Origin of the sequence: Sedimentibacter sp. zth1, assembly GCF_017352195.1 — a bacterium.
In the GTDB taxonomy this organism is placed as follows: domain Bacteria; phylum Bacillota; class Clostridia; order Tissierellales; family Sedimentibacteraceae; genus UBA1535.
In genome coordinates this window covers 1,054,515-1,079,637 of sequence record NZ_CP071445.1, presented here as the reverse complement: position 1 = coordinate 1,079,637, position 25,123 = coordinate 1,054,515, and the positions used below count along the sequence as shown (strand labels likewise).

Sequence of the window (25,123 nt, the reverse complement as noted above, 5' to 3'; positions counted from 1 at the left end):
GTAAACTACATGCAAATAATAAGTTTACAAAAAAGTGATATTATGTTATATTATCACTTGTAATATAATATTTTGATTACAATCTTGGAGCATTTTTAGGAAAAAGATTAATAAAAGTAGTTAGGAGAATAGCATAATGAATTTTGTACAAAAACTTAAAAATGAAGTATTAGAAGGAAATCTTATAAGTAAAGAAGAAGCATTAGAGCTCGCTAAGTATGATATACAAGAAGTTTGTGATGCTGCAAATGAAATTAGAAAACACTTTTTACATAATAATTTTGATATGTGTACAATTATAAACGCTAAAAGTGGTAGATGCTCAGAAAATTGTAAATTCTGTGCTCAATCGTCATTTTATAGTGCAGATGTAGAGGAATATGAGTTGCTTGGTAGTGATAAAATTGTTGAAGAAGCTAAATACAACTACGATAAAGGTGTACAGCGTTATAGTCTTGTTACTTCTGGAAGAAGACTGTCAGATTGTGATATAGAAAAAGTTTGTGAAAGTGTTAAGCAAATAAAAAAAGATGTAGGAATTAGTGTTTGTGCATCACATGGACTATTAAATGAAGAACAGTTTAAGAAGTTGAAAGCTGCTGGAGTTAGCAAAATTCACAATAATCTTGAAGTATCAAATAATAAATTTGGAGATGTTTGTACTACTCATACTTTTGAAGATAAAATAGAATCAATTAAGGCAGCACAAAGAGCAGGTATTAAGGTTTGCAGTGGTGGAATAGTAGGCATGGGTGAAACTATGGAAGACAGAGTAGACATGTATATGAAGATTAGAGATTTAGGTGTTAAGTCTACGCCTGTAAATATGTTAAATCCTATACCAGGTACACCTTTTGGGCATTTAGAAAAATTAACTAATGATGAAATGTGTCAAATAGTCGCAATTGTAAGATTTATTAATCCTGATTCATACATTAGACTTGCAGGTGGAAGAGGACTTTTAGAGGATAAAGGTAGAAGTTGCTTTTTATCAGGTGCTAATGCTGCAATTACTGGAGATATGTTAACTACAACGGGTATAAGTATTGATACAGACAAAGAATTAATTAAAGAACTAGGTTATAAAATAGTTGAGGTTAATGAATAATGACAATACTTCAATTTTATCATCCTGTTATATTTTACTATATATTAATTGAATTAGCTACCGGCTTTTGCTGATTTTCCAATGCTTTCAGTATAGCTATTAGAAAAGAAAACGGATTTAATTTTGTAACATTCATGTAGTGTAGCTGAAATTGTACGAAGTTAAACGTAATGCCTTTTGGTCAAGGTAGACTGACCCGTACCCCATTCTGCGCATTTGACCATTATGAAGTGTATGAAGTTACAATTTCCTACACGCAATGTGATTACAAAATTAATGTAGTTTTCTTTTCGCTTCATAGGCTAGCTTTATTTATTGAAATCAAAAAAGGTCTGCTTTTGAAGCAGACCTTTTTCGACAAACTGAAATAGAGATAAATAATCTCTATTCTTTTGAAACTTTTTATACTACTTAGTAGTCTAATAAATACAGAATAAAAAAGTGAGGTAATAATTTTGAGATATTCAGTTTATAAGAAAAAAAATAAAACAAGAAAAAAAATTATTTTAGGAATTTTAATATGTACAATTTTAGGGATAGGAGCAACTGTACTAAATACATTTGCATTTACTAAATCAAATGATAAAAAGGATAATTTCTCAACAACCTCCAAAATATTAGACAGCAGTAAAAATGAAGGTGATAAAGAGAATGTATCTAATGAAAATAAAAATATAAATAATGGTGATAATAAAACAGGTGAAACAGATGAAAGCGATAAAACAGATAGTATAGATAAGGATAAAACAGATAAAACAGATAATATAGATAAAGAAAATACTTTAGAATATGATTACTCTAAACCAGTACCAAAAGGTGAAATCGTTGATAATGCGTATTTTGATGACGCTGTTTTTATAGGAAATTCGAGGACACAAGGATTTATATTAAGTAATAAGCTTTCAAATGCAAAGGCATTAACCTCAAAGGGATTGATGGTTGATACAGTATTTACAAAAAAATTAATAAATTTAAATGGTAAAAAATCGACTATAATTGAAGCTTTAGATGTTTCAAAGTTTGATAAGATATATATTATGCTTGGTATAAATGAGTTGGGATGGGTTTATACTGATGTGTTTATAGAAAAATATTCAGCTATTGTTGATCATATTCTTACATTAAATAAAGATGCTAAAATATATATTCAGTCTATATTACCTGTATCAGAAGAAAAATCGACAAATGATAAAATTTATAATAATGAAAATATAAATAAATTCAATACTTTATTAAAAAAAATGTGCGAAGATAAGAATATATACTATGTAAATGTAAAAGAAGCTGTTGAAGATGATAACGGAAACCTACTCAAGGAAGCGTCTTTGGATGGAGTGCATTTTAACAAGGAATATTGTGAAAAGTGGTATGAATATTTAAAGGTACACGCACTTTAAAATTAAATGAGGTAGTTTAAGTGAAAAATGATGTTTTAACAAATAACTTAGTTGTTTTCATAAGAGAAAACCAAGATGCTTTTTATCGATTTGCATTTAGATATATGAAAAATGAGCAGGAAAGCTTGGATGCTGTTCAAGAAACAATAGTGAAATCTATAGAAAAGATTTATATGCTAAAAAAGCCCGAATATATGAAGACTTGGTTTTATAGGATACTTATAAATGAATGTTTAACTGCATTAAGAAAAAACAGAAAAATTATGTATATCAATGAATATATTGATATACCTTGCTATGATGAAAGTATTGAAAGCAAAGAAGAAATAAAAGCAGTTTTTGAAGCAATAGATAATTTAAATGAAAAATATAAAACAGTGATAGTTTTAAGATATTATGAGGATATGAAATTAGATGAGATTTCTTACATATTAAAGCTTAATGTAAATACAGTTAAATCAAGGCTTTATAGAGGATTAGAAATATTAAGAAGTAGCTTGAAAGAGGAAGCAAAAGTAATCATAGATAAATTAACTATTTAATATATTAGTTTTAATAAAGGAGTAAAATATGAAAAATGATTTAAAATTAATACATGACAATACACCTATACCGACTGATTTAAATAAAACTGTAGAGGAAGCCATTAAAATTGGTCTTGCTAAAAAAAGAGGACACAAAGGTGTGTATAAGGTTATTACATCAGTAGTTGCATGCTTTTTAGTATTTGTTACATTAATAAATACTAGCTATGCATTTGCACAGACTATGACAAATGTACCAATTTTGAATAAGATTTGTAAGGTGTTTACATTTAGAGAGTACGAGGAACACGATGATAAAAAAATAGTAAATGTAAAAATCCCTAATATCTCAAACACAAATAATTCAGAGCTTGAAAAACGTGTAAATTATGAAATCTCTAAAATTATTAATGAAGAGGTTGAAGAGTCTAAAATAAGAGCATTAGAGTATTACGATGCATTTATCGCCACAGGAGGAAAGAAAGAGGATTTTTCGCCTATAGAAATAACTGTTGATTATGACATTAAGAGGCTTGACGAAAATATAGTATCATTTGTTATAAATAAATATGAAACACTTGCAAGTGCTTATCAACAATTTTATTATTACAATATTGATTTAGAAAGTGGAAGAGATTTGATGCTTAAAGATTTTTTTGGTACAAATTATAAAAATATTGTAGCCAGACAAGTTAAAGAAAAATTAGAAAATGCCGATGAGAGTGTAAAACAATTGCTTTTTGATGATGTAAATATTGAAGATTTAATAAATGATAATACGAATTTTTATATTAACGAAAATAAAAATATAGTTATAGTGTTTGATAAATATACTATAGCTGCTGGAGCCGCTGGAAGGCTTGAATTTGAATTAGAAAACAATTAAATTGTAATAGAAAAAACCAGCTTTAGAGAAGTAAATCTATTGCTGGTTTGTTTTTAATTTCAACTTCTAATTTTAACCTTAATATTAGAAATATCAGTATCAACATTCATTGAATAATTTGTATCATAAATTACAAATCCAAGTTTTGCACTTGGTGGTTTTCTAATATTTTGTTTTTTTGTATAATCAACTTCAACTAAACTGTTATTTTTCCCTTTACTATAAAATGCAGCTAGTTTTGCAGCTTCCACATACTCTATATCATCAAGCTCATCACCGTTTGTTTTAATTACAACATGCGAACCTGGAATTCCTTTCGCATGGAACCAATAGTCTTCCTTTTTAGCATGTTTAAATGTGATTATATCATTTTGAATATTATTTTTACCAACAAGTATTTCATGACCAAATGATGAAATATACATTAATATTTCATTTTTAATTTTGTTGGAGCCTTTTGGAGCTTTGTATTTTTTTATAAAACCTTCTTTTGATAATTCTTCATAAATTTGATCTAAATCATCAGTGGTTTTGCATGCCTCTATACTGAAAAGTATATTTTCTAAATATTTAATATCATTTGATGTAGATTCTATTAGTTTAATCAGTTCTTCTTCAGCTGATTTTAACTTGTTATATCTTTTATAGTACTTTTGTGAATTGAGTTTTAAATTATTTAATTTTGGGTCAAGAGGTATCGTAATTTTCTTTTGTTCCTCATCATAATAATTAACAACTGTAAGTTTGTGATTTTCAAATGGTACATGGAGGTTTGAAATAATTAAATCACCATATATTTTATATTTTTCTCTATTTTCAGCACTCAGTAACTCATTTCTTTGCTTCTCAAGCTTTTTTTTGTCTCTTTCAAGTTTCGTACGTATACTTTTTAATAAATTAGAAACCTTTTGATTAATTCTGTTTTTATTGTCTAATTCGTAATAGTATACATCCAATAATTCACTTATAGAATCAAAATCTTGAGTATTTATATCTTCAAAACATTGTATTTTTATACTATGAAAGTCATATATTTTTTCCGTTTCATTAACATATATAGAGGGTGAAAATTTGTTTTCTTTGATTTTTTCTGTTATGTAAAGAAAAATATTACTTAATTTTTCCTTGTCTATATCATTTAATTCGCCAATAACTAGATTTTCGTTGACATTTGCTTCAAAACATATTTCTTTGCTTATAAGGGGGCTAAACCCTGTAAATGTTTTATAAAAAAATTTGTAAATTAACATTCCATCATTAGTATTATGTATAGACTCAATAAAATCATTTTTTGTAATTTCAAGAGGATTTAGTTTTGATTGTGATGGAGGAAGCTTATATTCAATCCCAGGGTATACTTGTCTTATACTACTCATGTTTTCAGATACACGCTTTATAGAATCAATTATAACCTTGGTTTCGTAATTAAAGAAAATGATATTGCTGTGTTTTCCCATAATTTCAATAACTAAAGATTTTTTTACTGGTGTTCTCAATTCATCTTTACATTCAAATACTATTTCTATAACTCTATCAAGTTGAAGCTGATTTATTTGAAGTATTTTTGCTCCATACAGATGTTTTCTTAAAAGCATACAAAACATTGGTGCCTGCTCTGGATTCTTACGAGCAATAGTAGTTAGATGAATTCTAGGACTACTACTGTTTGATGTTAAAAGTAATTTATAATTTTTTAGGTTTCTTATATTTATAACGATTTCATCCTTTTCAGGTTGATATACTTTATCAATTCTTCCGCCAACAAGCTTAGTTTCAAGTTCATGTTTAATACTGTTTACAACTATACCGTCTAATGCCATGTTTTTTCCCTACCTTTTACATTAATATATATATTGTACACTAAACAAATAAAAATATAAACAAAAAAATATTTACTATTTCAGAAAAAGTGGTATAATTAATTAGATAAGTATTAAGTTTAGTTTAGTTTTAAATTTTTAACTAACTATATTGCAGGAGAGACTAAGATGGAAAATATAAGAAGCATGACTGGCTATGGAAAAGGCGAGTATAATGATGGGATAAGAAATATCATTGCTGAGATAAAAACAATCAACAATAGATACAGTGATATAAATATTAAAGCACCTAGACATTTAAGATTTCTTGAAGATAATATAAGAAAAATTATTAAAAATAGTATTTTAAGAGGAAGAGTAGATATATTCTTAAATATTGAATATATTTCTGAGTCAGCAACTGTAATAGCACCAAATTTAGCTTTAGCTAACCAATATAAAGCTGCAATAGACGAAATTAAAGGTAATTTAAATCTTGATGATGAAGTTAGATTGGATACTATAATAAAATTTCAAGATGTTTTAGTAGCTAAAGAAAATTCGGATGACGAAAATGAATTAAAAATTTGTGTTGAAAAATCTATATACAATGCTATAGAAAAATTGTTAGCAATGAGAGAAAATGAAGGAAAACAGCTTAGAGTTGATGTTCTAAATGGCGTTGAAAGCATAAAAAAATTAACTGCTGAAATACAAAAGTATTCAACTACTTTGGTAGATGATTACAAAGTTAAACTTGAAGCTAGGATTAACGAACTGCTTGGTACAAAGTATGAATTAGATGAAAATAGATTATACAATGAAATAGTATTTTATTCAGACAAAAGTGATATAAATGAAGAAATAATAAGATTAGAATCTCATATATCTCAGCTTGAAAGCACTATAGCTAGTGGAGGAGCGGTAGGTAGAAAATTAGATTTTATATTACAAGAGGCAAATAGAGAAATAAATACCATAGGTTCTAAAATTGGTAATCTTGATATAACAAAAAATGTTATAGAAGTGAAAAATGTTTTGGAAAAAATTAGAGAACAAGTGCAAAATATTGAGTAGGAGATAGATATGTCAAATAACATAATTAATATTGGATTTGGAAATGTTGCTTTATCAAATAGAATATTGGCTGTTGTTAGTCCTGATTCTGCACCTATTAAGAGATTTATACAAGATGCTAAGGAAAATGGTAAACTTGTAGATGCAACATATGGTAGAAAAACTAGAGCAGTTATTATAACTGATTGTGATTATATTATATTATCAGCTGTACAACCAGAGACTATGGCTCAAAGATTTGAAGTAACAAATAAATAATTATTTTAATGAGGATTTAAAATGGAAAAAGGTTTATTAATTGTAATTTCAGGTCCTTCTGGAACTGGAAAAGGCACTATTTGCAAAAAAGTAATTGAAAATTCAACAGATTTAGAAGTGTCAGTATCTGCTACTACTAGAAAACCTAGAATAGGTGAAATAGATGGAGTAAATTATTATTTTATAAATGAAGAAGATTTTAAAGAAAGAATAAATAATAATGATTTTTTGGAGCATGCTTTTGTATATGGAAACTATTACGGCACTCCTAAAAGTAACATCATGAATAAATTAAACGCAGGAATTAGTGTAATATTAGAAATAGATATTCAAGGAGCGCTTAAAGTAAGAAAATCTCATGATGATGGGGTATTTATATTTATACTTCCACCATCTTTACAAGAATTGCAAAAAAGAATTGTTAGTAGAGGAACTGATAGTGAAAAAGTAATATCCAATAGATTGAAATGCACTAAGGAAGAACTAGAATTTGCAGTTGAATATGATTATGTTGTATTAAATGATGATTTGCTGGAGGCAACGGATAAAGTAAGAAAAATAATTGACGTTGAAAAAATGAAGTCACATAGGAATATAGATTTAGTTGAACAAATTAAGGAGGAACAAACATGCACAAAGTATCGTTAGATGAATTATATGGTATGGTGAATAGTAAATATTCATTAGTAACTATAGTTTCAAAAAGAGCTAGACAAATTATTGAGGGTGATAATCCAAGGGTTTATACTAAAACAATAAAACCAGTTTCTATTGCAATTGAAGAGTTTAGTGAGGATAAAATTAAGCCAATATATCCAGACGAGGAATAAAAAAGATTATTGGATGGGAACACGGATTATTAATTTGTGTTCCTATTTCTATTATAAGGATGTGATTAAATTGTATCCAAAATTTGTTCATGTTGTTATTAATTATAACTCAAAAAGTACAGATTTAATATATACATATGGAGTTCCAGAATGCTTTTGCAAAACAATAATGATAGGTAAAAGAGTTAAAGTTACCTTCTCTAGAAAAAAAGAGACAATAGATGCTCTTGTTGTAAAAATCTCTGATAAAACAAGTGTTCCAGTTAATAAAATAAAACCGATTTTAGGTGTAATAGATGAAGAAGTAATTATAAAACCTGAACTTATAAAATTAGCAGTTTGGATGCGAGAGAGATATATATGTAAATATTCTGATGTTGTAAGACTTATGGTACCATCACAAATAAAATATGAGCATAATAAAAATACAAGCATAAAGTATGAAAAATTAATTTATCTAATTGACAAAGAAAAACCGATTGAACAATATCAAGTAAAAAATGCACCGAAGCAGCGTAAAGCTATTCAATTGCTAAAAAATTATGATAAGGTTTTATTAAAGGAGTTTACTTCTGGCAACGATATAAGCATTGCTACAATCAATACTTTATTTAGCAAAGATATTATTTCTATTGAGGAAAAACTTTATATAAATGAGGAAAAATTATACGACAAATTTATAAATAAATTAAATGAAGAACAAAAATACTGTTATGATGAAATAATTAATTCAAAGGATAAAATTTATTTGTTGCATGGAATTACTGGTAGCGGAAAAACTGAAGTATATATTAATGTTATTGAATATTATAGGAAACTAGGAAAGCAATCAATTTTATTAGTTCCAGAAATATCCTTGACAAGTCAAACAATTGGTAGGCTTAGAAACGGTTTTGGAAGTAGAGTGGCTGTTTTCCATAGTAAATTAACAGCAAAGCAAAAATATATTGAGTGGAACAAAGTATTAAATAATGAGGTAGATGTCATTGTTGGAGCTAGGTCAGCATTGTTTGCACCTGTTAAAAATTTAGGTTGTATAATAGTTGATGAGGAACACGAAGAAAGCTATAAATCATCTACATCACCTAAGTATGACACTATAGAAACTGCAATAAAACGTGGATTTATTGAAAATGCTAAAGTTATACTAGGTTCCGCAACACCTTCATTGAGAACATTTAATATGGTTAAAAATAAACATGTTAGACTTTTAGAAATAAAAAAAAGAGCTAAAAAAGCAAATTTACCTAAAATAAAAATTATTGATATGAAAAAAGAAATAGAAAATGGTAATGATACTATTTTGAGTGTAGAATTGTTTAAAAGAATTAGATATTCTCTTAAAAATAAGGAGCAAGTAATTTTATTTATTAATAGAAGAGGTTATTCAAACTTTATAGCATGTAAAAAATGTGGGTATGTTACTAAATGTGATAATTGTGATGTATCAATGACTTATCACAGTAGCTTAAATAAATTAAAATGCCATTATTGTGGCAATACTAAATCAGTATTTGACAAATGTCCAGAATGTGGTAGTAATAGAATTGAACAGTTTGGGTTCGGCACACAACAGGCAGAGGAATTAGTAAAGGGGTTATTTAAGGATAGTGTTGTAGCTAGGATGGATATGGATACTATGACATCTAAGAATAGCTTCAATGAAATATATAATGATTTTAAAACTCATAAAATAGATATATTAATTGGAACGCAAATGCTTGCAAAAGGATTAGATTTTCCGGATGTTACGACAGTTGGAGTATTAAGTGCTGATTCGCTTTTAAATTTACCTTTTTATAACTCAGGAGAAAAGACATTTCAGTTATTAACACAGGTAAGTGGAAGAGCTGGTAGAGGCGAAAAAAAAGGATATGTTTATATTCAGACGTACGAGCCTGACAATTGCATTATAAATGCTGCAAAAGATAATAATTTTGAAGAATTTATAGAAGATGAATTTTTATTAAGAAAAGAGTTTGCATATCCACCGTTTGTGAATATCATAAATGTTTGCACTATTTCTAAAGATGAAAGCTTGTTAAAAAGTGTTTCAATGGAAAAATATAACCTATTAAAATCAAAAATTCAAGAATTAATTAAGGGTAAAGGAGTACTATTATATAATCCTACTCCTAATGCTATATATAAAGTAAATAATGAATACAGAATAAATTTATATATGAAAGTATCTTTAAATAATGCATCTAAATTAAAAAGTATTATTAGAGAAGTATATATGGAAAAAGATATAAAAAATATAAAATTAAGTATAAATATTGACACTGAAAGTGTTTAAAATTAGGGAGGATATTTTAAAAATGGCTTTAAGAAATGTGAGAATCGAAGGAGACGACATTTTAAGGAAAAAATCAAGAAAGGTAGAAAAGATAGACGATAGAGTTTTAACTATTTTAGATGATATGTTGGATACAATGTACTATTCTGATGGTGTTGGGCTTGCAGGTCCACAAATAGGAATACTTAAACGACTAGTTGTGATAGACGTTGATGATGGAAATGTATACAAAATGATAAATCCAGTAGTCACACAAAAAAGTGGTGAAGTAATTGGTGAAGAAGGTTGCTTGAGTGTACCAAATAAAAGAGGAAAAGTTAAAAGACCAACTAATGTAACTGTTGAATATACAGACGAAAATGGCAAAAAAAACGAGTTGAAAGCAGAAGGCTTATTGGCTATTTGTATTTGTCATGAATTAGATCACTTAGAAGGAATACTTTTTATAGATAAAATAGTAGGTGAATAAATGAATATAGTTTTTATGGGAACACCTGGGTTTGCGGTACCGTCACTTGAGAGACTTGTATCGGAAGGATACAATATTAAACTTGTTGTTACTCAACCTGACAAACCCTTTGGAAGAGGAAAAAAAATTAAAAAGTCAGAGGTTAAAGTAAAGGCGGAAGAATTAGGATTAGAAGTTTATCAACCAGACAAAGTTAAAAATGAAGAAGCTATAGAAAAAATATCAGCATTAAATCCTGATTTGATAATTGTTATTGCATATGGTCAAATATTAAGTAAAAAAGTTTTAGATATTCCAAGACTTGGATGTATTAACGTTCATGCTTCTTTACTACCAATATTAAGAGGCGCTGCCCCAATTAATTGGTCAATAATTAATGGTCATAAAAAAACTGGTGTAACAACGATGATGATGGATGTTGGACTTGATACCGGAGATATGCTGTTAAAGGAAGAGTTAGAAATAACAGAAAATATGACAGCTGGTGATCTTCACGATAAGTTGAGTTTGATAGGCTCTGATTTATTGATGAAAACATTAGAGCAAATAAAGAATAAAACTATTATACCTGTAAAACAGGATACAAGTTTATCAACTTATGCGCCAATGATAAATAAAAGCACTGCACTTATAAATTGGAATGAAAAAGCTCAAAATGTTCATAATATGGTAAGAGGGTTAAATCCCGACCAAATAGCATATTTTATATATGATGATAAGAACATAAAGGTTTACACTACAATAATTACCAATGAAAAGTCTACACATGAGCCTGGAACTGTAGAGCGTGTAGATAAAACTGGTATATATGTTGCGACATCAGATTATTTAATTGTTATTAAAGAATTGCAAATTCCTGGAAAAAACAAAATGAAAGTTCAAGACTTTCTTAGAGGGAATAAATTTGAGGTATTAATTAAACTGTAGGAGTGATAACATGCATTTCTTTTTTGATCCAACTTATATTATTATTTTGCCAGCTATCATATTTTCTATGTATGCTCAGACAAAAATTCAAAGTACTTACAGTAGATTTCAAAATGTCAAATCTGCAAAAGGTATGACAGGATACGAATCAGCACAGAAACTTTTAAATAATAATGGACTGAATAATGTCACAATTGAAATGGTTAAAGGCAGATTAACTGACCATTATGATCCTAGAAAGAAAGTTCTAAGGTTATCAGATGGTATATATTATGGAAATAGTGTAGCTGCTTTAGGAGTGGCAGCACATGAGGTTGGTCATGCAATTCAGCATGATAAAGGATATGCTCCATTGAAAATCAGAAATATACTTGTGCCAGTTGCAAGTTTTAGTTCTAAATTTTCATTTCTTTTGCTTTTTTTAGGTATTTTACTTGGCAATAAAACTTTTGTAGACTTTGGTATATATTTATTTTCTGCAATTGTACTTTTTCAAATTATTACATTACCAGTTGAATTCGATGCAAGTAACAGAGCAGTCTATCAGCTTGTAGACAATGGTATAATTTATGATTATGAAAAGACATCTGTAAAAAAAGTATTGAATGCAGCAGCATTAACATATGTAGCAGCAACCTTAATGTCAGTTTTACAGTTGTTAAGATTACTTGCTATATCAGGCAGATTTAGAGACAGAGACTAATTTTGAGGTGATTTATTGAATAATAATTTTAGAGTTGTTGCTATAGAGTCTTTAAAAAAGATTCATGCTAATAACTCTTATTCTAATATAGTAATAAATAATGATTTTAAGCTTTTAGATGAAAGACAGCAAAATTTATATAGGAAAGTTATTTTGGGAGTAACCGAAAATATTTATTTTTTGGATTTTACCATAAATAAATTTTCTAAGATGAAAACAAAAAAAATGCAAACAGATGTATTAATGGCAATAAGATTGGCTGTGTATCAATTTTATTTTTTAGATAATACTAGAGAAAACATAGTAGTAAATGAAAGCGTTGATTATATTAAATCAAATTTAGATTTAAAAACATCTAAATTTGTCAATGCAGTATTAAGAAATATATTAAGAAATAAGCAGTTTGTTCACCAAGAAATTGAGAAATTGAACTTTGTAGATAAACTATCTATAAAATATTCATTTCCAGTATGGATAATTAATCTATGGATTAAACAATTTGGAAAAGATAATATTGAAGATATACTTATAAAAAATAATGAACAAGCTTTGCTAAATATTAGAGTTAATACGAACAAAATAACTAAGGAAGAATTAAAAACATTACTTATAGAAAAGGGTATAGATGTTGAAGAGTGTAAAATAGCAGACAAAGGATTAATATTAAAAAATGTATATAGTATAGATAAGCTACCTGAATTTAAAAGTGGTTTATTTTCTATTCAAAGTGAGAGTTCAATGCTTGTAGGTCAAATACTAAATCCTAAGCGAAATTCTTTAATTATAGATGTTTGTGCAGCTCCAGGTGGCAAAACTATGGATGTTGCGGAGAGACTTGAAAATACGGGCAAGGTTTTATCAAGAGATTTATTTGAACACAAAATAAAGCTAATAAATAATGATGTTAAAAGACTTGATTTAAAAAATATTAAGGTTGTTTTAAAGGATGCGATTTTATTTAACGAAGAGCTGATAGAAAAATTCGATTATTGCATAGCTGATGTACCATGTTCAGGATTAGGAATCATTAGAAGAAAACCTGAAATAAAGTATAATCGAGTTGAAATAGATAGTCAAAATTTATTTGACTTACAATATAAGATACTCACAAATGTATCAAGATATCTTAAAGTAGGTGGTGAATTAATATATTCAACATGTACTACTTCAAAAGATGAAAATATAAATGTTATTAAAAAATTTATGAAGTATAATAAAAATTTTGAGTTAGTAAACATAGAAAAAGAAACAAAGAGTTTTTTTGAAACATCTAAAGATGGATATATAGAGATTTTTCCGCATGTTCACGCGATGGATGGTTTTTTTGTTGCTAAATTAAGAAAAACTATGATATAATTAATTGTAAAAAACGAAGGAAAATTTTATGATAAAAGTAGATAATTTGATATTAGATAAATTGCAAGAAAAAATAATAGAATTAAAAGAACCAGCTTTTAGAGCTAAGCAGATATATGAATGGGTTCATAAAAAAAATGTTACTAGTTTTGATGAAATGAAAAATATATCAAATAAAAGTAAAGAGTTATATAAAGAGCATTTTCAATTCACTAAAATTAACATTTTGGAAAGATATGATTCTAAGCTTGATGAAACTAAAAAATATTTGATGGTATTAGAAGATGAAAATATAATAGAAACTGTTTTTTTGAAATACAAATATGGTAATACATTGTGTATTTCTTCTCAAGTAGGGTGTAAAATGGGATGTGTTTTTTGTGCATCTACTAAAAAAGGATTTATTAGAAACTTAAATGTATCGGAAATGCTAAATCAAATATATCTAGTTCAAAAAGATACAGGTGAAAGAATAAGTAATATAGTTATTATGGGAACAGGTGAGCCACTTGAAAATTACAATAACATACTAGATTTCTTTAAGATAATAAATGATGAAATGGGTCAAAATATTAGCTTAAGGAAAATAACTATGTCTACCTGTGGAGTTGTACCTAAAATATATGAGTTAGCAGATTTAGATTTACAGATTACATTAGCTATATCCTTACATGTAGCTAATCAAGAAAAAAGAGAACAAGTATTGCCGATTGCTAGAAAATATAATTTATCAGAGCTTAAAGATGCGTGTAACTATTATATTAAAAAAACAAATAAAAGGATAACGTTCGAATATATATTAATAGATGGTTTCAATGATAACTATCAAGATGCTATGAATCTTTGCAATTATTTGGATGGTATGCTTTGTAATATAAATTTAATTCCTTATAATTCAATTAAGGAAAGTGATATAAGCTCATCTACAGAAAGCAATATCAATAAGTTTAAACAAATAATAACACAAAATGGGTTAACAGCTACAGTAAGAAGAGAACTTGGAAGTGATATCAATGCTGCATGTGGGCAATTAAGAAATAATTTTCTTACAAAATGAGGTGATTAATGTGAATGCATATTATGGAACTAATAGTGGTAAGGTAAGAAACAACAATGAAGACAATTTAATTGTATACGAATATGGGAATTATTATTTATGTGTAGTTGCTGATGGTATGGGCGGGCATAAAGCAGGCGAAATAGCTAGTAATTTAACTGTAGAAACAATAAAAAACTATTTTGTGTCAAGAATTCAAAAAGGTAGTTTTAAACCTCCTAAATTTATTATGGAGGCCGCTAGCTTAGCAAATAAAACTGTTTATGAGCAGTCTATTATAAAAGAAGACTACAATGGTATGGGAACTACTGTTACAATGGCAGTAATCGATAAATCGGAAAAGATAGCTTACATAGGTAACGTTGGTGATAGCAGAACATACTTAATTAACAAGGAAAGAATATCTCAAATAACTGATGACCATACTTATGTGCAGGAATTGGTAAAAAAAGGTGAAATAACAGACTTGGAAGCTAAGCATCATTCTGAAAGAAACATAATAACAAGAGCTATAGGTAGTCAAGATGAGGTAGATGTTGATATATTCGAGATTGAGATTGACGATGAGGATACATTATTACTTTGCTCAGATGGCTTAACTACCCACATTAATGATAATGATATATTTGAGTATATTAATAAGTTTGGTGCAAATTGCGTTGATAAACTTATTTCTTTAGCTAATGAAAATGGTGGTACAGATAATATAACTGTTATAATAATAAATACTTCTGATAGGGGTGAAACTGATGATAGGTAGAGTTTTAGGAAATAGATATGAAATAATAGAAAAAATAGGCGGCGGAGGTATGTCTGTTGTTTACAAAGCTAAATGTAGAGTTCTAAATAGATATGTAGCAATCAAGATATTAAGAAGCGAGTTAATATCAGATTCTAGTTTTGTTGAAAAATTTAAACAAGAATCGTTATCTGCAGCTAGCTTAAATCATTCTAACATTGTAAATATATATGATACGGGTATTGAAGATAATATATATTATATTGTTATGGAGTATATTAAAGGTGAAACGCTAAAAGATTTAATCAATAGAAAAGGACATTTATCTGAAACAGAAACAATCAAAATAAGCAAACAAATTACAGAAGCGTTAAAACATGCACATGCAAATAACATTATTCATAGAGATATTAAACCACACAATATATTAATTACAGAAGAGGGTATTGCCAAAGTTGCTGATTTTGGTATAGCAAGAGCAGCTACAACCTCTACTATTAACAATACATCTAATGTAATTGGCTCAGTGCATTATTTTTCACCAGAGCAAGCCAGAGGTGGATATGTAGATGAAAAATCTGATATTTATTCACTAGGGGTTGTAATGTATGAGATGATAACTGGAGTCGTACCATTTGATGCAGATAATCATATATCTGTTGCAATGAAACATATTCAGGAAGAAGTAGTACCACCATCGAAGAAGCTTAAAGGTATCAAAATTTCTGAAGAATTTGAGCAAATTATATTAAAGTGTTTACAAAAACATCAAAGCTATAGATATCAAAATGCAAGTGAATTATTACAAGTATTATATTTAATACATAGCAACAAGATAGAAGAAATTGGTACTGTAAATAATAAATATTTAGATGAATTAGATTCTCCTACGATTATATTGCCTAAATTACATTCGAAAATACTAAATCATAATGAAGAGATGTCTGAAGATAATGAAAACGGAAATCAGAATTCTGAAAAAAATGGTTCAATAGATAGTAAACAAGAAGCTTTTAACAATTTTTTTGATAATGACAATAATAAAACCAAAATTATAATAGAAAAAGATATTGATAATGATGGAAATAAAGAAAAAATTAATATAAAAGATAAAAATAAGCAAAAAACTAAGAAATCAAAAAACAAAAAATCAAAAGGTAGAAAATCTGAAGAACCACTTAGTAAAGTAGACAATTTTAAAACAACTCTTGCTGCTATACTTTTAGCAATTGCAGTTGTTTCAGTTATAGGGTTTTTTGTAATTAAAGCTTTGATAATTGTACCAGAGGTAACTGTACCTAATTTTGTAGGTGTTAGTGAAGAAGAAGCTAGAGACATGGCTACAAAAGCAGGTTTGCTTTTTAGTGTTCAGGAAAGAGAATTCAATTCTGAATATGATGAGGGGGAAATCTATGATCAGAGTGAACAAAAAGGAAGTAAGGTAAAGAAAAATTTCCCTGTTGAAGTTTCAATTAGTAAAGGAATTAAGGAAGTAGAGGTACCTAATATACTAGGTAAATACTCTATAGAGGCTACTACAATTATTGTTGATTTTGATCTTGAAAAAGGAAATATAACAAGCGATTATAGTGATACAGTTCCAGCAGGGAAAATAATTAGTCAATATCCAATAGCAAATGAAAAAGTTGAGGCTGGTAGCAAAGTTGATTTTGTGTTAAGCAAAGGACCTGAAACTGTTTATTCTATAGTACCAAGTGTCCTTGGAATTAATGTTGAAAGCGCTAAAAGTACAATTATTGCAAATAATTTAAGTGTAGGCGAAGTTACTTATGAAAATAGTAATGAGTACGAAGCTAATATTGTTATAAATCAGTCTTATCCAGCAGCAAAGGAAGTAGAAGAACAAACATCTATTAATTTAGTTGTAAGTTTAGGAAAAGCAGAAACACCTAAACCAGAGGAAGAGGAAGATGAAGATAATGCTGGAAGTGAAGGTGAAGATGGAGGTGAAGGTGGAGAAAATCCATCTAATCCTGAAGAACCTGTTGTAGAAACACAATCGCAAATAAATGTTCCATTGCCTAAAGATAAAGAAACTGTTACATTGCTTGTGTATAAAGAAACTATTTTTGGTAATGAAGAGGTATTTAATGAAGAGGTAAGTACAAAAGATGGTAGTTATCTACTAACAGTAGTCGGAAAGGGTACTGAAAATTTCCAAATATATGTTGATGGAAATATATTATATTCAGAAAATGGGGAAGATTATATAGAAGTTATATTTAATTAAATAGGAGAATAATTATTGATGTTGCAAGGAAGAATCATTAGAGGTGTAGGCGGAAATTACTATGTTGATACAGAAAATGGATTAATAGAGTGTAGAGCAAGAGGTTTATTTAGAAATCAAAATATCAAACCATTAGTCGGAGACAATGTTTTGATAAGATTAACGGAAGAAAATAAAAATTATGGTTATGTAGAAGAAATAAACGAAAGAAAAAATGAAATGAAAAGACCTGCTGTTTCAAACGTTGACCAAATAATTATAGTGTTTGCTGTTAAAAATCCGGAGCCTAGCTTTTTACTTCTAGATAAGTTGATTATCGCTGCTGAGGTTAATAAACTAAATCCAATAATTTGTTTTAATAAAGCTGATTTGGTAGATGACGAGTATTTTGAAAAAATTATTGATATATATAAAAGTACTGATTATCAAATTATATTTACATCTAAGTATAAGCCTGAATTACTTGAAAACTTTGAAAATATCTTAAAAGATAAAATAACCTTATTTTCGGGTCCATCGGGTGTAGGTAAATCATCCCTAATGAATGTAATTGATGATAATTTCGAATTAAAAACTGGTGATATAAGTGAAAAGCTTAAAAGAGGTAAACATACTACGAGACATGCTGAAATGTATAAACTAAGTTTTGGAGGTTTTGTAGTAGATACACCTGGATTTAGTTCTTTTGATATTAATGAAGTGGATGCTACAGATTTAACTAGATTTTATCCTGATATTGAAAAAATTAGTGGTGAGTGTAAATTTAGTGATTGTGTTCATAATAAAGAACCAGGCTGCATGGTAAAAAAAGCAGTAGAAGATAAAAAAATTAGTGAAGTTAGATATACAAATTATTTAAAGCTATATGAGGAAATAAAAAGCTTTAAACATTATTAAATTATAATCTTAAGGAGAAATTAGTATGGAAAACATTTTATCACCTTCGATTTTGTCAGCAGATTTTTCTTGCTTATCAGATGAAATTAAAAAAGTTGAAAATGGTGGCGCAAAATATTTACATATTGATGTAATGGACGGTTTATTTGTACCAAATATTACTTTTGGACCACCACTTATTAAATCAATTAGAAAAACAACAGATATGTTTTTTGATGTTCATTTAATGATTAATAACCCAGATAATTTGCTTGAGGATTTTGAATCAGCAGGTGCTGACTTAATTACTGTACATCAAGAGTCTTGCATTCATTTACATAGAACAATTCAAAAGATAAAATCCTTTGGACTTAAAGCTGGTATTGCCCTAAATCCGGCTACACCAGTTAGTACGTTAAGCGACATAATCGAAGATATTGATTTGGTGCTTTTAATGTCAGTAAATCCTGGATTTGGTGGTCAAAGTTTGATTGGTAATGTAAAAAATAAATTTACGGATTTAAAGGAACTAATGTATAAAAAAAATATTAGTAAAGATATAGAAATTGATGGCGGTGTAAATTTAAATAATTTAGAAGATGTGCTTTCATGGGGAGCTAATGTGATAGTTGCAGGTTCAGCCATTTATGGAGCTGAAAATGTTGAATTAAGAACAAAAGAATTTATAAAAATTATGCAAGGACAATAATATAATGAAAGCAATTATTATAGCAAACGGAACTTACTTAAAGAAAGAACTATTTAACAAAATATATGATAAAAAAGATTTTATTATATGTGCTGATGGTGGGTTAAATTATATTGACAATTTAAATATTATACCAAATCTAATAGTTGGTGACTTTGATTCTGTAAATAAGGATATTTTACATAAATACAATAATGTAGAAACCGTTAAATATAAACCTGAGAAAGATTATACAGATACAGAATTAGCAATTGAAAAAGCAATAGAATTTGGATTTAAAGAAATACTCTTAGTGTGTGCTACTGGTACTAGACTTGATCATACAATGGCAAATGTTTTATTAATTGAAAAGTATATTAAAGAAACAATATCAATTAGACTAATTGATAATAATAATTATATACAACCTTTAGTACAAAATAAAACTATTAATATTTGTAAAAATTGCTTTGTATCTATTATACCATTAACAGATTATATACAAATTGATAGTTTGGAAGGGTTTAAATATCCTTTACTAGATAGAACAGTGAATAGGGGTTCAACACTTTGTATTAGCAATGAAATAGTAAGTGAAACTGCTGAAATAAAAATAAGTCACGGGATAGGTTTGTTGATAATTTCTAATGATTAATATATTAAAATAAAAAAGCAAATTGATTATTAATTTGCTTTTTTTATTTTAAAAAATTTGTAACAAATAGTTATAAATTGACGAATTTTAAGTTAAAATAATTTCTAAAATTATGAAATAATATGTTTAAAATTGAATATAAACATGAATATAAAAAAATTGCTAGTTTTTAAAAAAACTTACTAATAGTAGTTTTATTAAAACAGAAAACGATTTAGTGTTGACAAATAGAAAAAAAAGCCTTATATTATATAGTAGGTTGAGTTAATTATATTATTAAAAATGTAATATAGTTTACCTAAATATAATTGCTTTAGTTAATAAAGCGTTAATAAAAACTTGGAGGTTAAAAATGAAAAACACTAAATTTTCAAAAGTGTTGAGAGCAACACTTGGGCTGATATTAGTATTCAGCTTAATGATTTCATCTGTAGCTTGTGGTAAAGACGATAACACAGACCCTAAAGATAATTCACAACCAGCAGATAATAGTGATAATAAACAAGTAACAGATACAGAAGCTACATATACTTTTAATGAAGTAGTAGCAGGTTCACCTGATACTTGGAATCCACACGAATGGGAAACACATGATGATAGTTATATCATGGATTATACTACAATGGGATTATATGATTTTGCATTAGCAGAAGACAAAGAATCTTATGTTATAGTTCCAGAAATGGCAGCTGCAGAACCAGTTGATGTAACTTCAGAATATGCTGGGGATGAAAGATTTGGAGTTCCTGCAGATGCAACTGAAGGATATGCATATAAAGTACCATTAAATCAAGAAGCTTGTTGGGAAAATGGAACTAAAATTAATGCTGATACATACATTTATTCTATGCAGCAAATACTAAGCTACCAAATGAAAAACTATAGAGCTAATGATGAATATGCTGGTAATATAGCTGTAGCAAACGCTGAAAAATATTACAAACAACAATCTGCTATATATACTGACATATATGATGGTGAAGGATATAGAGATGTTGCAGATAGCGATATGAAATTTTCATTTGTTAACTCAGTTGTATTCTTTGGTGATTCAGCTAAAGACTACTATTCAGCAAATGTAGATTGCTTTACAGATGCTGATGGTAATGATATTTATGAAAAATATTCAAAAGAAGCATATTATGATTTAACAGATGAAGCAAAAGCTGACTTGTTAGTAGTAGCATTAGCTTTTGGTGATGATAATCCTGAAGCATACAAAGAATTTTGTTTCACATATGATGGAATGAGCCCAGAATTTTCTTGGGATAACGTAGGTTATATAAAAACTGGTGAATATGAACTTACTGTAGTATTAGGAAGACCTGCAACTCCTTTCTATTTCAAATATGCTGAATCTTCAATTCCTCTAGTATATGAAGAATTATATGAAGAAAACAAAAAAGAAACTGGAGATATCATAAAAACTTCTTATGGTACATCAGTAGATAAATATATGTCTTATGGTCCTTACAAATTAACTGAGTTCCAAGACGGTAAAGTTATTAAAATGACAAAAAATGATAATTGGTATGGTTACAATGATGGTAAACACGAAGGACAATATCAAACAACTGATATAGTTTGTCAAATCGTTGTTGAACAAGCTACACAATTACAATTATTCTTACAAGGTAGAGTAGATGTAGTTGATTTAGTTTCAACAGATATGGACAAGTATAGAACTAGTGATTATGTAGTTTACACACCACAAACTTATACTTCTAAAGTTACTATGAACAGTAGTAAAGCAGCTCTTAAATCTCGTGAAACTGAAGGAATTAATAAATCAATTCAGTCTTATATAGACTTTAGACATGCAATGTCATTATGTTTTGATAGAGAAGGATTTGCATCTCAATGTACTGCAACTCACTCTCCTGGATTTGGTATAATTAATGCAATGTATATTTATGATCCAGACGCAGGTATTCCATATCGTTCATCAACACAAGCACAAGAAACTTTATGTACACTTTATGGTGTAGATAATGTTGATGATATTACTGGATACGATAAAGACAAAGCTGCAGAATTATTTACAAGCGCGTACAATGATGCTTTAGCAGCTGGAGATATCAAAGAAACTGATAAGGTTGAATTAGAGTTCTTAGTATATAACACTGATGAAGCTCTTACAAAAATGGTTATATTCTTACAAAATTGTATAGATGCAGCGACAGTTGATACTCCACTTGAAAACAGAGTATCATTAGTGACTACTCCAGACCAAGATTACTATGATCATGCTCAAACTGGTATGTTTGAAATGATATTCTCTACTTGGGGTGGTAACCCAATGAATCCATTCAACATGATGGAATGTTACTGCGTAGGAGATAAATTATTTGAATATGGATTTAAACCAGAAAAAGAAACTTTAACAATCAATGTTAATGGTGAAGAAGTAACTAAGACATTTTTTGATTGGTTTAAAGCTTTAAATGAAGGCGAATATTTACAAGCGGATATGGATACAAGATTAGAAATATTAGCTAAAATGGAATTAGGATTACTTGAAACTTATAACTGTCCTCCACTTTACTATAGAACAACTACTACAATGAGATCACAAAAAATCAACTATGCTACATATAATTATGTAAACTTAGTTGCATTTGGTGGAATAAGAGGAATATCTTATAATTACACTGATAAAGAATGGGATGCTTATTGTAAAGAAAACAATAATCAGCTTCAATACTAGTTTTAGTAGTTTTAGTTAAAATCTTATTAGGGTGTATTTTATACACCCTAATAAGATTTATTTAAAAGTTTAGGAGTGAAAAGAATGGCTAAATATATATTAAAAAGAATTGGTTTGATGATTATAACCTTTATGATTATAATGACAATAGAATTTGTTTTAGTTCGTATGCTTCCAAACCAAGTTGCTGAAGGTCCTGGTGATTTTGCAGCAGCGACAAGAGCAATGAGAGAAGCATGGGGATATAATAAACCCGTAATGACACAGTACGGTATTTTTTTGAAAAACGTTTTTACAAAATTTGATTTTGGATTCTGTACAACTGTTGGAACATATTTACAGCCTTGTACTGAATATATAGCTAAAAGGCTACCAATTACAGTTTTACTTAATGTTTATACAATTTTATTTGCAGTACCTTTAGGAATAGCATTTGGTGTTTATGCAGCTCTTAAGAAAAATAAATGGCAAGACAATGTTATTTCTGTAATTATTATGTTATTTATATCTGTACCATCGTACGTTTATGCTTTTATATTTCAATACTATTTAGGTTTTAAAGCAGGGATTTTACCTATAGTATTAAAGTCAGGAACAGATTGGTTCAGTGGGGCAATGTTTAAGTCTATGATATTACCAATAATGTCTTTGGGAGCAGGTATTATTGCAGGTTTTATGCGTTTTACTAGAGCAGAATTGACAGAAACTTTAACAAGTGATTATATGTTATTGGCACGTACTAAAGGTTTAACAAAGAGACAAGCTACTACTAGACATGCCTTGAGAAATTCTTTAGTTCCAATTTTACCAATGATTTTAACTGAATTTATAGGAATACTTTTTGGTTCCATCATTTTTGAGCAGATATTTGGTATACCAGGAGTAGGAAATATTTTTGTTAATTCGGTACTTCTAAAAGACTATAGTTTATTTATAACAATTAGTATATTTTATTTAGCAGTTGGCTTGATTAGTAATATATTTATTGACATAAGTTATGGTTTTGTTGACCCACGTATTAGAATGGGAGGAGGAAAAACAAATGAATATTAACGAAATTAAAGATATCCCAGCAGAAAAATTTGTGTTGGTACAACAAGATTCTAGTTTGCATGATTTGAAATTTGATACTAAACCAATTGGTTATTTTAAAGATGCATGGATTCGTTTTAGAAAGAATAAGGGATCAGTTGTTGCTGCTTGTATTATAACATTATTACTAGCTTTTGCTATTTTTGTTCCTATATTCTCTAAATATGATGCTGAATATATTGATGGATATTACTCACATGTTTTACCTAAAAGTGAGTTATTATCTAAAATTGGTATATGGGATGGTGTTAGTTCTATCACTCAAAACCAACAGGGTTATGATTATTTGAAAGGTATTCCAGGAGCTATTGTTGAGTTGAAAAAGCAATATGATGCTCCTGGTAATAATAATAGTAATGCTAAGTTTTACGATATGAAAGTTGATAGTTATAAAAAAGTAGGATACGTTTATGTTGGACTTACAAAAACTGAATTTGATAGTTTAGTACAATATCAGGAAGATAACGATGTAAAAATTATGTTTCCAATGATTGATACTAAAAAAGTAGCAAATCCAGGTTTTCTAAGAGATGCAAACTATTGGTACAAACATAATATGAAGGGTATAGCCGAATATGATGAAAATGGTGATTTTATAAATATATTCAAAAAGGATGAGACAAGCCCTGATGGATATAGTTATTATAAATCAAAAATGGGTGGCTCACAGTACCAAGTACGTGTTTTATACTATGAATATTATAAATATGTAAATGGACACCATCCAAGCTTTATTTTTGGATGTGATAATTTTGGAAAAGATATAATGGTTCGTTTAGCAGGTGGAGCTAGAGTTTCATTTTTGTTAGGTATTTTTGTTTCATTTATTAATATTTGTATTGGTGCAGTTTATGGTTCAATTGAAGGATATTATGGTGGCTATGTAGACTTAATTATGGAACGTTTTTCTGAAATAATTATGAATATACCAATGATTATTTCTGTTTCATTATTCCAAATTTATTTTGCTAAGAAAGTTGGTCCATTAGTTTCACTTATGTTTGCGTTTATTTTGACAGGTTGGATTGGACCTGCTTACAGAATGAGAACACAATTCTATCGTTTTAAAGGACAAGAATATGTTTTAGCAGCTAGAACACTTGGTGCAAAAGATAACAGATTAATATTTAAACATATATTACCGAACTCTTTGGGAACATTTATTACATCTACTATATTACTTATACCTGGTGTAATATTTGGTGAGTCTACGTTGTCATATTTAGGTATTGTTGATTTGCAGACTTCAGGTATGACTAGTGTTGGTACATTGCTAAATAATGCGAAGGCATCATTGTCTTCATTCCCTCACGAATTGTTTTTCCCAGCAGCTTTTATTTCATTGTTAATGATTTCGTTTAACTTGTTTGGAAATGGGCTAAGAGATGCATTTAATCCATCATTAAGAGGTTCGGAGGAGTAGAT

Annotated in this window: 23 protein-coding genes; 22 read left to right on the top strand and 1 reads right to left on the bottom strand. The window is 28.4% G+C overall.

Annotation, left to right across the window (positions count from 1 at the left end):
- Positions 1-136: 136 nt before the first annotated feature.
- From bioB to JYG23_RS05330, 4 genes are all read left to right on the top strand, one after another.
- Positions 137-1,108 (top strand): biotin synthase BioB, encoded by a 972-nt coding sequence (gene bioB, locus JYG23_RS05345; RefSeq protein ID WP_207237516.1) that lies wholly within the window; start codon positions 137-139, stop codon positions 1,106-1,108.
- Between the two features lie 455 nt (positions 1,109-1,563).
- Positions 1,564-2,505, top strand: a complete 942-nt coding sequence (locus JYG23_RS05340) for a GDSL-type esterase/lipase family protein (protein ID WP_207237515.1) — start codon at positions 1,564-1,566, stop codon at positions 2,503-2,505.
- 20 nt (positions 2,506-2,525) lie between these two features.
- Positions 2,526-3,047, top strand: coding sequence for an RNA polymerase sigma factor (locus tag JYG23_RS05335; RefSeq protein ID WP_207237514.1), 522 nt, complete (start codon positions 2,526-2,528; stop codon positions 3,045-3,047).
- A gap of 28 nt (positions 3,048-3,075) precedes the next feature.
- On the top strand, positions 3,076-3,915 hold the full coding sequence (locus tag JYG23_RS05330) for a DUF3298 and DUF4163 domain-containing protein (RefSeq protein WP_207237513.1): 840 nt from the start codon (positions 3,076-3,078) through the stop codon (positions 3,913-3,915).
- Between the two features lie 59 nt (positions 3,916-3,974).
- On the opposite strand, the gene JYG23_RS05325 is transcribed toward JYG23_RS05330, so the two are convergent.
- The gene (locus tag JYG23_RS05325) at positions 3,975-5,735 is read right to left on the bottom strand and encodes an NFACT family protein (RefSeq protein ID WP_207237512.1); all 1,761 of its coding nucleotides are present in this window, start codon (positions 5,733-5,735) and stop codon (positions 3,975-3,977) included.
- A 168-nt stretch (positions 5,736-5,903) separates the two neighbouring features.
- On the opposite strand from JYG23_RS05325, the gene JYG23_RS05320 reads away from it, so the two are divergent.
- The 18 genes from JYG23_RS05320 (at position 5,904) to JYG23_RS05235 (ending at position 25,121) form a co-directional block, all read left to right on the top strand.
- Positions 5,904-6,791, top strand: coding sequence for a YicC/YloC family endoribonuclease (locus JYG23_RS05320; protein WP_207237511.1), 888 nt, complete (start codon positions 5,904-5,906; stop codon positions 6,789-6,791).
- Positions 6,792-6,800: 9 nt separating this feature from the next.
- Positions 6,801-7,049, top strand: coding sequence for a DUF370 domain-containing protein (locus JYG23_RS05315; protein WP_207237510.1), 249 nt, complete (start codon positions 6,801-6,803; stop codon positions 7,047-7,049).
- 21 nt (positions 7,050-7,070) lie between these two features.
- Positions 7,071-7,697: a guanylate kinase gene (gene gmk / locus JYG23_RS05310; protein WP_207237509.1), complete on the top strand. Its 627-nt coding sequence runs from the start codon at positions 7,071-7,073 to the stop codon at positions 7,695-7,697.
- Positions 7,679-7,879, top strand: coding sequence for a DNA-directed RNA polymerase subunit omega (rpoZ, locus tag JYG23_RS05305; protein ID WP_207237508.1), 201 nt, complete (start codon positions 7,679-7,681; stop codon positions 7,877-7,879). The genes gmk and rpoZ overlap by 19 nt, the downstream gene beginning before the upstream one ends.
- Before the next feature lie 70 nt (positions 7,880-7,949).
- On the top strand, positions 7,950-10,178 hold the full coding sequence (priA, locus tag JYG23_RS05300; RefSeq protein WP_207237507.1) for a primosomal protein N': 2,229 nt from the start codon (positions 7,950-7,952) through the stop codon (positions 10,176-10,178).
- Positions 10,179-10,200: 22 nt separating this feature from the next.
- Positions 10,201-10,647, top strand: coding sequence for a peptide deformylase (def, locus tag JYG23_RS05295; protein WP_207237506.1), 447 nt, complete (start codon positions 10,201-10,203; stop codon positions 10,645-10,647).
- Positions 10,648-11,574, top strand: coding sequence for a methionyl-tRNA formyltransferase (fmt, locus tag JYG23_RS05290; RefSeq protein ID WP_207237505.1), 927 nt, complete (start codon positions 10,648-10,650; stop codon positions 11,572-11,574).
- 10 nt (positions 11,575-11,584) lie between these two features.
- Complete coding sequence (locus JYG23_RS05285) at positions 11,585-12,277, top strand: zinc metallopeptidase (protein ID WP_207237504.1); 693 nt, start codon at positions 11,585-11,587, stop codon at positions 12,275-12,277.
- A 15-nt stretch (positions 12,278-12,292) separates the two neighbouring features.
- The gene (rsmB, locus tag JYG23_RS05280; protein WP_207237503.1) at positions 12,293-13,633 is read left to right on the top strand and encodes a 16S rRNA (cytosine(967)-C(5))-methyltransferase RsmB; all 1,341 of its coding nucleotides are present in this window, start codon (positions 12,293-12,295) and stop codon (positions 13,631-13,633) included.
- A gap of 28 nt (positions 13,634-13,661) precedes the next feature.
- Positions 13,662-14,690: a 23S rRNA (adenine(2503)-C(2))-methyltransferase RlmN gene (gene rlmN / locus JYG23_RS05275; protein ID WP_207237502.1), complete on the top strand. Its 1,029-nt coding sequence runs from the start codon at positions 13,662-13,664 to the stop codon at positions 14,688-14,690.
- A gap of 10 nt (positions 14,691-14,700) precedes the next feature.
- Entirely contained in the window at positions 14,701-15,450 is a 750-nt protein-coding gene (locus tag JYG23_RS05270; RefSeq protein ID WP_207237501.1) for a Stp1/IreP family PP2C-type Ser/Thr phosphatase, read from the top strand.
- Positions 15,440-17,680 carry a protein kinase gene (locus JYG23_RS05265; protein ID WP_207237500.1) on the top strand — a complete coding sequence of 747 codons (2,241 nt, stop codon included), beginning with the start codon at positions 15,440-15,442 and terminating at the stop codon, positions 17,678-17,680. The genes JYG23_RS05270 and JYG23_RS05265 overlap by 11 nt, the downstream gene beginning before the upstream one ends.
- Positions 17,681-17,698: 18 nt before the next feature.
- Complete coding sequence (gene rsgA / locus JYG23_RS05260) at positions 17,699-18,577, top strand: ribosome small subunit-dependent GTPase A (RefSeq protein ID WP_207237499.1); 879 nt, start codon at positions 17,699-17,701, stop codon at positions 18,575-18,577.
- Between the two features lie 25 nt (positions 18,578-18,602).
- Positions 18,603-19,265 carry a ribulose-phosphate 3-epimerase gene (rpe, locus tag JYG23_RS05255; protein ID WP_207237498.1) on the top strand — a complete coding sequence of 221 codons (663 nt, stop codon included), beginning with the start codon at positions 18,603-18,605 and terminating at the stop codon, positions 19,263-19,265.
- A gap of 4 nt (positions 19,266-19,269) precedes the next feature.
- Positions 19,270-19,899 carry a thiamine diphosphokinase gene (locus JYG23_RS05250; RefSeq protein WP_207237497.1) on the top strand — a complete coding sequence of 210 codons (630 nt, stop codon included), beginning with the start codon at positions 19,270-19,272 and terminating at the stop codon, positions 19,897-19,899.
- A 352-nt stretch (positions 19,900-20,251) separates the two neighbouring features.
- Complete coding sequence (locus tag JYG23_RS05245) at positions 20,252-22,606, top strand: ABC transporter substrate-binding protein (protein ID WP_207237496.1); 2,355 nt, start codon at positions 20,252-20,254, stop codon at positions 22,604-22,606.
- An 84-nt stretch (positions 22,607-22,690) separates the two neighbouring features.
- Entirely contained in the window at positions 22,691-23,659 is a 969-nt protein-coding gene (locus JYG23_RS05240; RefSeq protein WP_207237495.1) for an ABC transporter permease, read from the top strand.
- Entirely contained in the window at positions 23,649-25,121 is a 1,473-nt protein-coding gene (locus JYG23_RS05235; protein ID WP_207237494.1) for an ABC transporter permease, read from the top strand. The genes JYG23_RS05240 and JYG23_RS05235 overlap by 11 nt, the downstream gene beginning before the upstream one ends.
- Positions 25,122-25,123 lie beyond the last annotated feature (2 nt).